This is a genomic window from Acinetobacter sp. YH12106 (genome assembly GCF_013418995.1).
Lineage (GTDB): Bacteria > Pseudomonadota > Gammaproteobacteria > Pseudomonadales > Moraxellaceae > Acinetobacter > Acinetobacter pseudolwoffii.
The window spans coordinates 14,881-29,542 of the sequence record NZ_VPAV01000012.1 but is presented as its reverse complement, the minus strand read 5'-3'; the positions used below and the strand labels follow the sequence as shown (position 1 = coordinate 29,542).

Annotated in this window: 22 protein-coding genes; 6 read left to right on the top strand and 16 right to left on the bottom strand. The window is 44.4% G+C overall.

Annotation, left to right across the window (positions count from 1 at the left end):
- Positions 1–2: 2 nt before the first annotated feature.
- The 14 genes from rplX to FTU45_RS10080 all read right to left on the bottom strand — a co-directional run bounded on the left by rplX (position 3) and on the right by FTU45_RS10080 (position 6,833).
- Positions 3–320 carry a 50S ribosomal protein L24 gene (rplX, locus tag FTU45_RS10145; protein WP_004281502.1) on the bottom strand — a complete coding sequence of 106 codons (318 nt, stop codon included), beginning with the start codon at positions 318–320 and terminating at the stop codon, positions 3–5.
- 9 nt (positions 321–329) lie between these two features.
- Complete coding sequence (gene rplN / locus FTU45_RS10140) at positions 330–698, bottom strand: 50S ribosomal protein L14 (protein ID WP_005094147.1); 369 nt, start codon at positions 696–698, stop codon at positions 330–332.
- A gap of 91 nt (positions 699–789) precedes the next feature.
- Entirely contained in the window at positions 790–1,047 is a 258-nt protein-coding gene (gene rpsQ, locus FTU45_RS10135) for a 30S ribosomal protein S17 (protein ID WP_004281504.1), read from the bottom strand.
- On the bottom strand, positions 1,044–1,241 hold the full coding sequence (rpmC, locus tag FTU45_RS10130; RefSeq protein ID WP_004281505.1) for a 50S ribosomal protein L29: 198 nt from the start codon (positions 1,239–1,241) through the stop codon (positions 1,044–1,046). The genes rpsQ and rpmC overlap by 4 nt, the downstream gene beginning before the upstream one ends.
- Entirely contained in the window at positions 1,241–1,654 is a 414-nt protein-coding gene (gene rplP / locus FTU45_RS10125) for a 50S ribosomal protein L16 (protein ID WP_004281506.1), read from the bottom strand. The genes rpmC and rplP overlap by 1 nt, the downstream gene beginning before the upstream one ends.
- A 3-nt stretch (positions 1,655–1,657) precedes the next feature.
- A complete protein-coding gene (gene rpsC / locus FTU45_RS10120) occupies positions 1,658–2,410 on the bottom strand; it encodes a 30S ribosomal protein S3 (RefSeq protein ID WP_004281507.1) in 753 nt (250 codons plus the stop codon).
- 1 nt (position 2,411) lies between these two features.
- The gene (gene rplV / locus FTU45_RS10115) at positions 2,412–2,741 is read right to left on the bottom strand and encodes a 50S ribosomal protein L22 (protein WP_001982638.1); all 330 of its coding nucleotides are present in this window, start codon (positions 2,739–2,741) and stop codon (positions 2,412–2,414) included.
- Positions 2,742–2,752: 11 nt separating this feature from the next.
- A complete protein-coding gene (gene rpsS / locus FTU45_RS10110; protein ID WP_004281508.1) occupies positions 2,753–3,028 on the bottom strand; it encodes a 30S ribosomal protein S19 in 276 nt (91 codons plus the stop codon).
- A 19-nt stretch (positions 3,029–3,047) separates the two neighbouring features.
- Positions 3,048–3,872: a 50S ribosomal protein L2 gene (gene rplB, locus FTU45_RS10105; protein ID WP_005094148.1), complete on the bottom strand. Its 825-nt coding sequence runs from the start codon at positions 3,870–3,872 to the stop codon at positions 3,048–3,050.
- Positions 3,873–3,883: 11 nt separating this feature from the next.
- On the bottom strand, positions 3,884–4,204 hold the full coding sequence (gene rplW, locus FTU45_RS10100) for a 50S ribosomal protein L23 (RefSeq protein ID WP_005094149.1): 321 nt from the start codon (positions 4,202–4,204) through the stop codon (positions 3,884–3,886).
- Positions 4,201–4,803, bottom strand: a complete 603-nt coding sequence (gene rplD / locus FTU45_RS10095; protein ID WP_005094150.1) for a 50S ribosomal protein L4 — start codon at positions 4,801–4,803, stop codon at positions 4,201–4,203. Before rplD ends, rplW begins: the two co-directional genes overlap by 4 nt.
- A gap of 11 nt (positions 4,804–4,814) precedes the next feature.
- On the bottom strand, positions 4,815–5,453 hold the full coding sequence (rplC, locus tag FTU45_RS10090) for a 50S ribosomal protein L3 (protein WP_005094152.1): 639 nt from the start codon (positions 5,451–5,453) through the stop codon (positions 4,815–4,817).
- Positions 5,454–5,513: 60 nt separating this feature from the next.
- Positions 5,514–5,825, bottom strand: a complete 312-nt coding sequence (rpsJ, locus tag FTU45_RS10085; protein ID WP_000070912.1) for a 30S ribosomal protein S10 — start codon at positions 5,823–5,825, stop codon at positions 5,514–5,516.
- A 246-nt stretch (positions 5,826–6,071) separates the two neighbouring features.
- A complete protein-coding gene (locus FTU45_RS10080) occupies positions 6,072–6,833 on the bottom strand; it encodes a type 1 glutamine amidotransferase (protein WP_180076356.1) in 762 nt (253 codons plus the stop codon).
- Positions 6,834–6,994: 161 nt separating this feature from the next.
- On the opposite strand from FTU45_RS10080, the gene FTU45_RS10075 reads away from it, so the two are divergent.
- The 6 genes from FTU45_RS10075 (at position 6,995) to FTU45_RS10050 (ending at position 12,218) form a co-directional block, all read left to right on the top strand.
- Entirely contained in the window at positions 6,995–8,197 is a 1,203-nt protein-coding gene (locus tag FTU45_RS10075; protein ID WP_180076355.1) for a PLP-dependent transferase, read from the top strand.
- A 59-nt stretch (positions 8,198–8,256) separates the two neighbouring features.
- Complete coding sequence (locus FTU45_RS15580) at positions 8,257–8,472, top strand: hypothetical protein (RefSeq protein WP_180076351.1); 216 nt, start codon at positions 8,257–8,259, stop codon at positions 8,470–8,472.
- 308 nt (positions 8,473–8,780) lie between these two features.
- Positions 8,781–9,992, top strand: coding sequence for an NO-inducible flavohemoprotein (gene hmpA, locus FTU45_RS10065; protein ID WP_159138631.1), 1,212 nt, complete (start codon positions 8,781–8,783; stop codon positions 9,990–9,992).
- An 89-nt stretch (positions 9,993–10,081) separates the two neighbouring features.
- Entirely contained in the window at positions 10,082–10,534 is a 453-nt protein-coding gene (locus FTU45_RS10060; RefSeq protein ID WP_180076354.1) for an Rrf2 family transcriptional regulator, read from the top strand.
- Between the two features lie 88 nt (positions 10,535–10,622).
- Positions 10,623–11,567, top strand: coding sequence for a ribosome biogenesis GTP-binding protein YihA/YsxC (gene yihA / locus FTU45_RS10055; protein ID WP_100355134.1), 945 nt, complete (start codon positions 10,623–10,625; stop codon positions 11,565–11,567).
- 231 nt (positions 11,568–11,798) lie between these two features.
- Entirely contained in the window at positions 11,799–12,218 is a 420-nt protein-coding gene (locus tag FTU45_RS10050; protein WP_005168733.1) for a VOC family protein, read from the top strand.
- Here FTU45_RS10050 and FTU45_RS10045 read toward each other — a convergent pair.
- Together FTU45_RS10045 and FTU45_RS10040 are read right to left on the bottom strand one after the other, a co-directional pair.
- Entirely contained in the window at positions 12,215–13,453 is a 1,239-nt protein-coding gene (locus FTU45_RS10045) for a dicarboxylate/amino acid:cation symporter (RefSeq protein ID WP_034608350.1), read from the bottom strand. The genes FTU45_RS10050 and FTU45_RS10045 overlap by 4 nt on opposite strands.
- 177 nt (positions 13,454–13,630) lie before the next feature.
- The gene (locus FTU45_RS10040; protein ID WP_180076353.1) at positions 13,631–14,503 is read right to left on the bottom strand and encodes an acyl-CoA thioesterase II; all 873 of its coding nucleotides are present in this window, start codon (positions 14,501–14,503) and stop codon (positions 13,631–13,633) included.
- Positions 14,504–14,662 lie beyond the last annotated feature (159 nt).

Below are 14,662 nucleotides of genomic sequence, written 5' to 3'. Positions count from 1 at the left end.
TATTACTTCGCTACCGCCACTGATTCACCATTTGATTTGAATACGCGAGTTTTCACGCCATCAATCACTTGGTAACCAACACGGTCAGCCTTTTGGGTTGTAGCATTAAAAACTGCCACGTTTGAAATATGAAGCGAAGCTTCCTGAGTTACAACGCTACCTTCAGCGCCTGTAGCACGGTTCGGCTTTTGGTGCTTCTTCACCAAGTTAAGGCCTTCAACCTTAACACGGTCATTAGAAACAGACAGAACAGTACCCTGTTTGCCTTTTTCTTTACCTGCGATCACAATTACTTGATCGCCTTTTTTAATCTTAGCCATGATCGCCTCTTATAGAACTTCAGGAGCCAATGAAATAATTTTCATGAACTGTTCAGTACGAAGTTCACGAGTCACTGGTCCGAAAATACGAGTTGCAATCGGCGCTTTGTTGGTGTTCAAAATAACAGCAGCGTTATCGTCGAAACGAATCACTGAACCGTCTGCACGACGGATACCGAATTTTGTACGAACCACAACTGCATTCATCACGTCACCTTTTTTAACACGTGCGCGTGGAATTGCTTCTTTTACAGTAACTTTAATAATGTCGCCAACAGAAGCATAACGACGATGCGAGCCACCAAGTACTTTAATACATTGTACGCGGCGTGCACCACTGTTGTCTGCTACGTCGAGCATAGTTTCGGTCTGAATCATTGCCCTACTCCAAAACCGAGCAACACCGGTCGAAATTTCGAAAGGCTCAAAGAGTACTCGAAATTGACCGATGATGCAACAAGAACGTTAATTACTCAGCAGCTGCTTCAACAACTTCAACTAGAGTCCAAGACTTAGTTTTAGAAATTGGGCGGCTTTCTTTAATGGTTACAACATCACCAGCTTTCGCTGTGTTGTTCTCATCATGAGCATGTAATTTTGTTGAACGGCGGATTAATTTGCCATACAACGGGTGTTGAACTTGGCGTTCAATAAGAACAACGATAGATTTATCCATCTTGTCGCTTACAACTTTGCCAGTTAACGTGCGGACTGTTTTATCACTCATTGTCCGTTCCCCTGTTTTTCGGTAAGGAGGGTCTTAATACGAGCAATCGTCTGACGAGTAAGTGCAACTTCATGCGATTTACCCAATTGACCAGTTGCTTTCGCCATACGAAGACGGAATTGGTTAAGCTGTTGCTCATCAAGCAAAGCTGTCAACTCTTCTACCGACTTTTCACGTAGATCTTTAGTTTTCATTACATTACCGTCCGAGTCACGATAGCGGTTTTAAACGGAAGCTTAGCTGCTGCAAGCGTAAACGCTTCGCGAGCCAATTCTTCGTTAACACCATCAATTTCGTACAAGACTTTACCTGGTTTGATTTGGCAAACCCAATATTCCACAGAACCTTTACCTTTACCCATACGCACTTCAAGCGGCTTAGAAGTAATCGGTTTGTCCGGGAATACACGGATAAAGATCTTACCACCACGCTTAATACGACGGCTAATTGTACGACGCGCTGCTTCAATTTGACGCGCAGTCATTTGACCACGTTCAACTGATTTAAGTGCAATAGTACCGAAAGATACTGTGCTACCGCGGTGTGCTAGACCAGTGTTACGGCCTTTCTGCACTTTACGGAATTTAGTACGCTTAGGTTGCAACATGGATTATTCTCCTTTTTCAGCAGAACGATCATTGCGACGACCACGACGCTCTTGACCTTCACCACGACCACGACCGCGTTTAGCTGGACGTTCTTCTGCTGGAGCTGGGTTCATGACTTGTTTCATGCCGCCCAAGATCTCACCACGGAAGATCCAAACTTTAACACCAATCGTACCGTAAGTAGTCTCAGCACGCATAGTCGCATAGTCGATATCTGCACGAAGCGTATGTAGAGGTACACGACCTTCACGATACCACTCAGTACGAGCAATCTCAGCACCACCTAAACGGCCTGAAACTTCTACTTTGATACCTTTAGCACCAGCACGCATTGTGTTTTGTACCGCACGCTTCATAGCACGACGGAACATTACACGTTTTTCCAATTGAGAAGCGATTGCTTCAGCAACTAGACGCGCGTCTAAGTCTGGACGATCAATTTCATTGATACTTACTTGCGCAGGAACACCCATGATAGATGTTAATTCGCGTTGTAGTTTCTCAATATCTTCGCCTTTTTTACCGATTACGATACCAGGACGCGCAGTGCTAATAGTTACTTTAGCAGCGCCTGTAGGACGTTCGATAAGAATGTTGCTGATCATCGCGTTTTTAAGTTTTTTGATTAAAAACTCACGAACTTGAAGATCTTTAAGCAAGTATTCAGCGTATTGTTTCGGATTCGCATACCAGTTAGCGTTATGACGTTTCACAACACCTAGGCGGATACCGATTGGATGAACCTTCTGACCCATATCAAACCCCTACCTTAACGGTGATGTGACAAGTACGCTTAGTAATACGATCTGCACGGCCTTTAGCACGTGGCATAATACGTTTCAGGCTCATGCCTTCATCAACGTAGATCGTAGAAACTTTAAGGTCGTCTACATCTAAACTGTTATTGTGTTCAGCGTTTGCAATTGCAGATTCCAACGCTTTCTTAACTAGAACTGCAGCTTTTTTGTTGCTGAAGTTAAGGATGTTAAGCGCGTGCGCAACAGATTTGCCGCGGATAAGATCTGCAACCAAACGAGCTTTTTGTGCCGAGATAGCGGCACCGCGTAATTTAGCAGTTACTTCCATCATAGCACCCATTAACGTTTAGATTTCTTGTCAACACCGTGACCGCGATAGGTACGAGTTGGTGCAAATTCACCAAGCTTGTGACCAACCATGTGTTCAGAAACGATCACAGGAACGTGGTTACGGCCATTGTGTACAGAAATTGTTAAACCAACAAAATCCGGTAGGATCATCGAACGACGCGACCAAGTTTTGATCGGCTTACGGTTATTAGCCGCGATAGCCGCTTCAACCTTAGCGAACAAGTGCGCATCGACGAATGGGCCTTTTTTCAGAGAACGAGGCATTGTCAGATTCCTTTACTTGTTACTTAACGCGACGGTCGCGAATGATCATCTTAGTCGTACGCTTATTGGTACGTGTCTTGTACCCTTTAGCTTTTTGACCCCATGGGCTTACAGGTTGAATACCTTTGTTACGCCCTTCACCACCACCGTGCGGATGGTCAACCGGGTTCATTGCCATACCACGAACGGTAGGACGAACACCACGCCAGCGCGATGCACCAGCTTTACCAAGCGAACGAAGGTTGCTTTCCGAGTTAGATACTTCACCTAACACAGCGCGACATTCAACGTGAATTTTACGCATCTCGCCTGAACGTAGACGAACGATAGCGTAAGAACCGTCACGACCCAACAGCTGAACTGAAGTACCAGCTGAACGAGCAATCTGCGCGCCTTTACCGATTTTAAGTTCGATGTTGTGAAGAGTAGAACCGATTGGCATGTTGCGAAGCGGCAAGCAGTTACCTGGACGAATTGGAGCATCGTTACCAGACTGTACTTTATCGCCAGCGCGAAGGCCTTTAGGAGCGATGATATAACGACGTTCACCATCAGCATACAATACAAGTGCAATGTGTGCAGTACGGTTAGGATCGTATTCGATACGCTCTACAGTTGCAGGAATACCATCTTTGTTACGTTTAAAGTCAACTAGACGGTAGTGCTGCTTATGACCGCCACCAACGTGACGAGTCGTGATGTGACCGTTGTTGTTACGGCCGCCAGTACGTTTTTTAGCTTCAACCAACGGAGAGTACGGTGCGCCTTTGTGAAGGTGATCATGAACCACTTTCTCTACAAAGCGACGTCCTGGAGACGTTGGCTTACATTTTTGAATAGGCATAATTCTCGTCCTTATTCCGCTGTGCTTTCAGCGGTATCGCCCAAGTCAGCCATTTCAACATCTTGGCCAGCTTTCAGGGTGACGTATGCTTTTTTAACATCAGAACGACGTCCTAATGTTTTACCAAAGCGTTTAGACTTACCTTTAGTGATAGTCGTGTTAACTTTAACAACTTCTACACCAAAGAGTTGTTCCACTGCTTTTTTGATTTCAAGCTTGTTTGCATTGATAGCAACTTTAAACACTTGAACACCAGCAGTTTCACCTAAAACTTGTGCTTTTTCTGAGAATACAGGTCCTTGCAGGACTTGATAGATACGTTCGTTGTTCATCCGAGTTCTACCTCAATTTTCTTAGCAGCAGCTACAGACATAACAACTTTGTCGAACGCAATCAAGCTAACCGGATCGATTGCAGCAGCATCAACCACATCTACGTGTGGAATATTGCGTGCAGCAAGATACAAGTTCTCATCAACAGCATCGGTAACGATCAATGCACGAGTTGCATTCAAGTCGTTAAGCTTTGCAAGCAATTCTTTAGTTTTTGGAGCTGCAACAGCAAACTCATCAACTAAAATTAGGCGATCTTGACGAACAAGTTCAGCCATGATGCATTGCATAGCACCGCGGTACATTTTACGGTTTACTTTTTGAGACCAGTCTTGTGGACGAGCAGCAAAAGTTTTACCACCGCCAACCCAGATTGGGCTACGAATAGAACCAGCACGAGCACGGCCAGTACCTTTTTGACGGAATGGCTTGCGGCCACCGCCAGAAACGTCTGCACGTGATTTCTGAGCTTTTGAACCTTGACGGCCACCAGCTAAATAAGCTGTAACCACTTGGTGAACAAGAGCTTCATTAAATTCACGACCGAACGCAACTTCTGATAATTCAACAGCAGAGCCGGAAACAGTATTTAAATTCACGTTATTTCCCCTCAGGCCTTGATCGTAGGACGAACGATTACGTCGCCACCAGTAGCACCAGGAACCGCGCCTTTAACAACAAGAACTGAACGTTCTGTGTCGATAGCAACGATCTCAAGACCCTGTGTAGTTACGCGTTCAGCACCTAAATGGCCAGCCATTTTTTTGCCTTTGAATACGCGACCAGGAGTCTGGTTTTGACCAGTAGAACCTAAAACACGGTGAGAAAGCGAGTTACCGTGAGTTGCATCTTGCGTACGGAAGTTCCAACGCTTAACACCACCTTGGAAACCTTTACCTTTAGATTGACCAGTTACGTCAACAACTTGACCAACCTGGAACAATTCAACGGTAAGCGTACCACCAACTTCACGACCTTCAAGATCAGCTTCTGTAGCGCGAAATTCTTGAACTAGACGACCAGCTGCAACACCTGCTTTCGCGAAGTGGCCTTTCTGAGCGTTAGTTACGCGAGATTCGCGACGTTCACCAGTAGTGATTTGAATCGCTTGATAACCATCAGTTTCAAGCGTTTTGATTTGAGTGATGCGGTTAGGATCAACCTCAATCACTGTAACAGGCACAGAAACACCAGCATCTGTAAAGATACGTGTCATACCGCACTTGCGACCGACTAAACCAATAGCCATGTGCATAAACCTCTAAAAAAGCGGCCTAATTAACTTAGAGTGTTAATTAACCCGAAAGCCTTAACCCAATGCGATCTGAACATCAACACCAGCTGCAAGATCTAACTTCATCAATGCATCTACAGTTTTGTCTGTAGGTTGAACGATGTCGATCAAACGCTTGTAAGTACGAATTTCGTACTGGTCACGCGCGTCTTTGTTTACGTGTGGTGATGTTAAAACGTTAAAACGTTCAATGCGTGTTGGCATTGGAATTGGACCACACACCTGTGCGCCAGTACGTTTTGCGGTTTCTACGATTTCTTGAGCAGATTGATCAATCAGGCGATGATCAAAAGACTTAAGACGGATACGAATTCTCTGGTTAGACATACCAGTAAACTCCAAGCCAAATATATAAAGAATCACTCCTGACGCATCTCACCCCACTTTAATACGGGTAAGTGTCAAGAGCAGTGAAATATCACTAAGGTCGTGATCGATGCCACGACTGTAACGATAGTTAACTACTTTATTCGCAGTTAACCCCCTTCCTATCGAAGGGTCGCTTATTATAGCCATTGTTTAATGCATAAGCAAATCCCTTTTATGGTTTTATCCAAGTTTTCAATTTACCCCCTAAAACAAGAGTTTATTTTCTGAATGCGGGGCAGTTTTCGCCAAGACATATTCTATAGCTCGATTTAATATCTGATTTCCTTCAACAAACTTATTTTTATGGGTCTTTTTTAATTCAGAGAGATCCTGAACATATTTTCCTGAAAATTGTGCAAGCTGCTCCTCATCTTCCAAAAATAAAGACAGGATTTCTGGAGTACTCTCTGGATGAAACTGAAAACCGAGCACATTTTTACCCAACTGGTACATCTGATTACGACAGGCTTGGTTTTCTGCCAGATGCACTGCCCCTTTGGGTATTTCAAAGCTTTCACTATGCCATTGCAGAATATTGAACTGTTCGGGTAAGCTAAAACATTCTTGCGGTAGATTGGCTACCTTGTGTACCGTGGCCCAGCCCAATTCCTGCTCAGGATTACGACTGACGCCCGCCCCCAATGCATTGGCAATCAATTGTCCACCCAGGCATAAACCGATTGCCGGTTTGCCATGTGACAGATAACGACGCAACCAGCGTTTCTCTATCTTTAACCAGGGGAAATTCGCCTCATCATTGACACTCATGGTTCCGCCAATGATGATCAGTAAATCGACGTCCTCAACCCTTGGCAAAGCCTCAATCTCTAAAGGACGATCCAACGGTAAAGCAAAAAACTCAGTCGCACTAATGTACGCCTGATACTGCTTTAAAAACTCATGACAACTACCATAGCCTTCACCAGCAATATGCTGAAAATAATGCACTTTTAAATGCGACTTCATGCTCCTCAACCTATTTTTTAGCTAGATAGTTTTAGGTTTTGCAAAAATGAAGCCAACTTTTTTCAAGGACCAATTTTTTTAACAATTCACAACCGAACTGGCAGTGAGTCACAGATTCTCTTAAGCTAAGGTAATATTTGATTACATTTAAGGGCATTCACGTGAAAAAAAACGCTCAAACCACCCTGATTCATGCACCACGAAAAGCCCCTCAATCCATTTCTACGGTTCAACCTCCCCTGTTTCGTGCATCGACCATTATTTTTGAGAATACTGATGCGCTATTTAATCGCCACTGGACCGATGCTTATGACTATAGCTACGGCACCCACGGCACACCCACGACATTCACCTTAGGCGATAACATCGCGCAAATTGAAGGGGGTGAATACTGCCTACTTGCGCCGAGCGGTTTATCCGCCATTAACCTGGTGAATTCTTGTTTCTTGAGCCAAGGTGATGAAGTCTGGGTTGCCGATAACATCTATGGCCCAAACATGGAACATCTGCGCAATCTGGAAACGCGTTATGGCATTGCGGTCAAAGTGTATAACCCGCTTGAGGTCGAAACCTTTACACCAAGTGAAAAAGCAAAACTGCTTTGGCTGGAAGCGGCCGGTTCAGTCACACTGGAGTTTCCAGATCTGGTCGGTTTAATCAAAAAAGCCCAGGCACATCATATTTTGACGGCGCTGGATAATACCTGGGGCGCAGGTCTGGCTTTTAATGCTTTTGATTTTGGCGAAGAGCATTTAAGTGTCGATATCACGGTTCATGCCCTGACCAAATATCCAAGCGGTGGTGGCGACATCTTGATGGGCTCAGTTGTTACACGAGATAAAACCCTGCATCACAAACTGTTCCGTACCCATGCCATTCAGGGCATTAGTGTTTCTGGTGATGATGTGGCGCAGGTACAACGCAGTCTGGCTTCGATGCAACTGCGTTATCAGCATCAGTCCGAAAGCGCACTGACTTTAATGAAGTGGCTCAAACAGCAAACTGAGCTTGTTCAAGTTTTACATCCAGCCGATCCAGATTGCGCTGGACATCAATACTGGAAAGATATTTGCTCCGAGGGTCATAGTGCAGGACTTGTGAGTGTTATTTTTGATGCCAAGTTTAGTTTCGAAGATATTCGTCATTTCTGCGATGCTTTAACCTTATTTAAACTTGGATTTAGCTGGGGTGGCCCTGTCAGCCTGGTCATGCTCTATAACTTAAAAGACATGCGTGTACTGAAACATTCACATTTAAAAGATGGCTTTCTGGTTCGTTTCTGTATCGGCCTGGAACATCCGCAAGATTTGATTCAAGATATCCAGTACGCCCTAGAACACATGAAAAAGCCTAAAAATAAATGATAAACAATAGGAAAAGTTATGTGAGCACCACTTGGTATTGCTAAAAAACCACAAATACCATGCAAGACATTGTCTTACGTTCACAGCTTGCCAGTCGGCATGGTCTGCTTGTCGGTTTAACTGAAACTAAAAAAACAGTCACTCTTATTTATGAACAGAGTGTCGATCGGAATAGTGCTTTTGAAATGCTGCAAAAACCCAAGTGGCTGAACCTCAAAAAAATGCCAAACAAGCAGAATTTGCAAAACAGCAAGCCAAGGAACAGTGACCTCTAACCGGTGAGTAACAAAAGGAATTAGAACACGCGACTTAGGCAACCTAAAAAGTTCATAAAAGATACTGATCGATTTATCAAACTGCGCACGCAGGCTCGGAGATGATACCGGGGAGAATTGTCCGCGAGTTTCATGACTGCTTTTTCAGTGAAAATAGCACGATTTATTCCTATCAAGATTTTTAAAATTATGGGATATTCAGATATCCCATAATTTTTTATGGCTTTATTAAAAGATCTATTTACAAGGCATACTTTAAGATGTATTTTAAATACATCTTATAAATAAACAGCCATGAGAGATCAAACATGACTCCGCAGCAAATTGACCTTGTAAAAGCAACAGTGCCTGTACTCCGCGAAAATGGTGTGGCACTCACGGGCTATTTTTATAACCGCATGTTAGGCAACAACCCTGCCCTTAAAGAAACGTTTAATATGGGTCACCAACGCAGTGGTGCACAGGCGCAAGCTCTTGCCGGCGCTGTATTGGCCTATGCCGAAAATATTGAAGACCCATCTGTACTTTTACCTGTGGTTGAGCTGATCGCGCATAAACACGTGAGCTTAAACATTCAAGCGCCAGACTATAATATTGTGGGTGAAAACCTGCTGCATTCTATTAGTGAAGTATTAAGCATCCCGATGGAAGATCCATTAATTGATGCTTGGGCTACAGCTTATGGTCAATTGGCTGACTTGTTCATCAGCACTGAAAAAACGATCTATGAGCAGCATCAGCAAACCAAAGGTAGCTGGTTAGGCTGGCGCAATTTCAAAATTGCCCGAAAAGTAGTAGAAAGTGACGAGATTACTTCAATCTATCTACAACCGGTAGATGGTGGCGATTTACCGAAATATGAAGCGGGGCAATATATTTCAGTTCGTGTATTCGTAGAAGAACTCGGCTTAAAACAGCCGCGTCAATATACGCTTTCAACCAGCCCTCAAGCAGACTATTTGCGTATTTCAGTTAAACGTGAACCGGGCAATGGCGCAGATCAAGTTGCAGGTTGGGTGTCTAACACTCTACATGGTTTGCCGGAAGGTTCAGAAATTGAAGTATCTGCACCAACAGGTAACTTCTACCTGATCGATCCAGCTAAACGTAATGTGTTTATCAGTGGTGGTGTTGGCCTGACACCAATGATCGCGATGCTGAACCAGCTGGTGACTCTGGATATGCCACAACCTGTGACCTTTATCCATGCTTGCCGTAGCAAACAGGTTCATGCGATGCACCAGCATATTCATAACCTGAAAGCAAAATATCCGCGCTTAAGCACCCTTACTGCTTATGAATTTCCACATCAAGCTGACAAACTGGGTGAGGATTATGATGTAGCAGGTCGTCTGGATCTGAGTACAGTTGATGCAGCGCTGTTACCAGTCAATGCCGATTACTACCTTTGCGGCCCAATGCCATTTATGGCAGAACAGCAAAAAGCACTCGTTGCCCGCGGTATTCCTGCTGAAAATATTCATAGTGAAGCATTTGGTACAGGTGGGGTTCACCACTAAGCCCTCGCTTCAAGCTGAATAGGTGGGGCTAGTCTGGTTATGCTAGACTAGCCCTTATCTATTTAATTCTTAAAGATATTAGTGCGATCATGCAATTAAACAAATTTACCGACTATGCTTTGCGTATTTTAATGTACATCTCCCAGCCGCGAGATACGCCGTATACGATTGCGGAAATTGCGCAAGATTTGTATGTGTCACAAAATCATTTAATGAAGATTGTGCATTTCATGTCGAAACAAGACTGGATTATTGCCACACGCGGTAAAGGCGGCGGCATCCGCTTAAATCCTACTACACTAAATCTAAAACTCGGTGAGATCGTGCGTAGCTTGCAGGGTGAAAATCATGTGATTGTCGAATGTAATACCCCACCCTGCGTACTGCGTAGCAATTGTGGCTTAAAAGGTATTCTCGACCATGCGCTGGAACAGTTTTACCAAAGCCTGAACCAATATACGCTAGCCAATGTGCTCACCCCATCTAACCAATCTCATTTTAGTACTGTTTCTCCAATCGGTTTAATTAACCTGATGGATTAAGTTGCAATAGCATTGCAAAGCAAAGTTCGCTTGCCTGTGCGACTTCCTTTATAATGTTTCTTTGTAGATCATTTATTGAAGTTGAGTTATGCACCACAGCAGAGGAAAATCCAAAAACAGTAAGACAGCCCATGCACCCAAGCAAAAGATCAGCTACGAGAAAAAAGTTGATTCTGCTATTACTGAATATTCTGTGCGCTCACTCAACTGGCTACGCAAAGCCGAATTTTTAATGAGTGCACCAAAACTCAGTCTTTGTGTAGAAGATACAGGCTATGAAATTGCTTTTGCCGGTCGCTCCAATGCCGGTAAATCCAGTGCGATTAATGCCCTGACCAACCAGAAACAGTTGGCACGTGCATCAAAAAGACCCGGCCGCACCCAGATGATTAACTTTTTTAGCTTGGGTAATCCAGATCAGCGTCTGGTCGATTTACCAGGCTATGGCTATGCTGCCGTACCAGAGGCGATGAAAATTGTTTGGCAAAAAGAACTGGAAAATTATCTGATTCATCGCAAAAGCTTACAGGGCTTGGTGCTGTTGATGGATATTCGTCATCCGCTACAACACTTTGATGTGATGATGCTGGAATGGGCTTATTCACGTCATTTGTTTGTGCATGTTCTTTTAACCAAATCAGATAAGCTGAATCGTGGCCCTGCCTCTAAAGCGCTTCAGGAAGTCAAAGCTGCATTGAAAAAAATGAAACTGGACTTCTCGATTCAATTGTTCTCCTCCATGAACAAAGAGGGACTTGAAGAACTGGCCAGCGTCATGGGCGGCCGTCTGAATTTCACTTTAGATCAATCAACTCAATTTGATTTGGACAGTATTCCGGAAGTATCGGCTCATGATCTAAATCAATTCGATGAACCAGTTGAACTCGACTCTGGGGCTGATGCAACTGCTATTGGTGAGGTTTCACCGCATGACTTAAATGAAGCTGAAGAACCGCTTGAATTACTTGAGCAGGATCAGTCAGAACTTAAAGCAGCAGATGAGCTAAACCAGAATAAACGCTCAGCTGAATAATCAAATGACAAAATATTTGATTGATTGATTTAAATTAAAAACCTCCGTTATGCCGCATAACGGAGGTTTTTTTCTAAGGTGATTTTCACTATATCAAGCTGGTCAAGTGATAGCAGCGCCGGATTGATCAGATTTACCTGTTTTTACATGAAGACTGCATTGTTTACTTAGTGATTAAATCCTGATTCATATTAGAATAAATCTTGATCAGCCTTAGATCAGGAACCCATTATGAAACCATCTATCTCTGTGATTACGCTGGCTGTTCAGGACATAGAGCAATCATTGCAATTTTATTGTGAGGGTTTAGGCTTTAAAAGCGACGGAATTATGGGGCAGGAATTTGAATATGGTGCGGTGGCGTTTATTCAACTGCAATCCGGTCTTAAGCTTGCCTTATGGCCGCAGCGCAGCCTTCAGCAAGATACCGGTCTTGAATTGAGCCCGATCTGCCCAACCCAAATGGCGCTGGGACATAATGTCTATAGTCCATTAGAGGTTGACCAGATCATGGTACTGGCTGAACGTGCGGGCGCTAAAATTATCAAAGCTGCACACACCACCTTTTATGGCGGATATGCTGGTTATTTTCAGGATCCCAATGGTCATCTCTGGGAAATTGTCTGGAATCCGGACTTAGATAAAGATTAAACCGGCGCTTCAGGTTCACGGGTATGCCGGTCTACCACCACACTGATCATCATATCGCCCTGCACATTCACCACGGTACGTACCGTATCCAGTAAACGGTCGATCGGCAATAAAATCGCAATCGCCTCGGCAGGCAATCCCACAGATTGCAACACCATAATCATGGTGACCATGCCAGCGCTTGGAATCCCAGGTGCGCCTAAGGATGCAATCATTGCCGTGGCACAGACCACCAGCTGTTGCCCCAGACTCAGATCCAGCCCCATTAAATTGGCAATAAACAAGGCGGCGGCTGCTTCATAGAGTGCTGTGCCATCCATATTCAGCTGTGTTCCCAGTGGAATCACAAAACCTGCCGTATGCGGACGTACGCCCAGATTTTCCTGCGCACATTTCATTGACAGTGGCATGGTGGCCGAACTGGAACTGGTGGCAAATGCGGTAATTAAAGCAGCGCGTGTGCCTTTAAAGAACGTGATCGGATCCATCTTGCCAAAAATCCACAGCAATAAAGGCAATACCACGATGCCATGGAAAATGGTGGTTCCGGTGACCACGGCCGCAAATTCAGCCAGACGACTGAGTACCGAAATATCCTCAGTCGCGATCAGCTTGGCCAATAAAGCAAAAATACCGAAAGGTGCCAGTTTCATCACCCAGCCAATCATCAACATCATGATTTCAAAAAACTGGTGACTCAACTTGCGCACGGTACGGAATTTATCTCCACCTGCGACCAGTGCCACACCGACAAACAAGGCAAAGACCACCACTGCCAGGACATTGCCATCTGAAAATGCCTTAAACGGATTGATCAGGGTATTTTGGATAAAATTGGTAAAGAAAGAAGATGGCGTTAAGGTGTCCGGAGTCTGATGCTGCGCCATGGCATCCTGGAACATCAGTACATCGACACCCTTGCCGACATCAAACAGATGTGCACAGGCCAGACCTAAAATGAGTGCCAAAGTCGTTGTGGTCACACAGCACATCAGGGTGATTTTCCAGGTGCGATTCAGTTGTCCGCCTGCCTGTAGATTAGATACCCCGACCACAATCGACGTAAAAATTAGCGGAACCAACAGCATTTTTAATAAGCCGATAAAAACACTGCTGACGATGCCGATGCCGTATAAACTGACATCAAAAAATGAGGTCTGCGGAAATATTGTGAGTAAAAATCCAAACAGCACCCCCAATACGGCGGCAATTAAAATTTGCGTATTTAAGCTCATCTTTTCATGCATTTTAATATAGATCTTAAGCGGCACTATGCCATGCCGATTCTACAGAATCGAGTAATATTTTATAAACGCGTGCCTAGAACAAGATCTCAAATAATGATTGTTCTGCGGATTAAAAACAAAAAAACCGAATCTGGGATTCGGCTTTTTGAGCAAAAAATATAAAAATTATTGGGTTTCGATTTCACGTAAGCGGATCAGCCCTTCCTGCGTGGTACTACAGACCAGTTCGCCATTCTGCCACATCCGTCCAAAATTCAGACCGCGTGAGCTGGCGCTCTGGGTGGCATCCATGTCATATAGCATCCATTCATCGGCACGAAATGGCTTATGGAAGTACATGGCATGGTCAATACTGGCACATTGCAGGCTTGGCGAAATATAACTCAGACCATGTGGACGCAGTGCCGTGGTCATCAAGGTAAAGTCTGAATAGAAAGCGGCAATCGCCTGATGCAAAGAAATCTGATCCACTTCTACAGCAATTCGGTCATGCGTGCGGATATAGTGCGCATAAGACGGCGCTTCCGGCTGAGGCTGAAAGGGGTTTTGCGGATTGATCGGGCGGATCTCGACATGACGATCACGGGTGAAGGACGCACGGACATTTTCCGGAATAAACTCAATCATTTGTTTGATCAGTTCTGCTTCATTTTTCAGGCTTTCTGCTGGCGGATATTCCGGCTCTGAAATCTGGTAATTGAGACCTTCTTCCTGATGTGCAAAAGACACCATACACATAAAAATAGTGCGACCATGCTGAATCGCACGTACTTGACGGCTGACAAAGCTCTTGCCGTCACGGATACGATCCACTTCATAAATAATCGGTGCATTGACATCTCCACCAAACAGAAAATAGGCATGTAACGAGTGTGCCGGACGGTCTGTGGTATAAGACGCAGCGCGGAGTGCCTGCCCTAAAACCTGCCCACCAAACACGCGCTTGCCCACCAGATTACGGCTGATTCCCCGAAAAATGTTTTCTTCTAACTTTTCCAAGCTGAGCAGCTCGACCAGTTCCTGTGTTAAGGCATTCATAAGCAACCTACGTAATATTGGAGATATCCCAAAAATGGAAAAACAGATCTAAATAATTAATCTGGAATATTCTGCCACAAAATCAGACCGAAACTCTAAAGATTGCATGACTGTTCTGTCATACTGATGTCATAAGTGACTAGGAAAAGCATCTGCTTT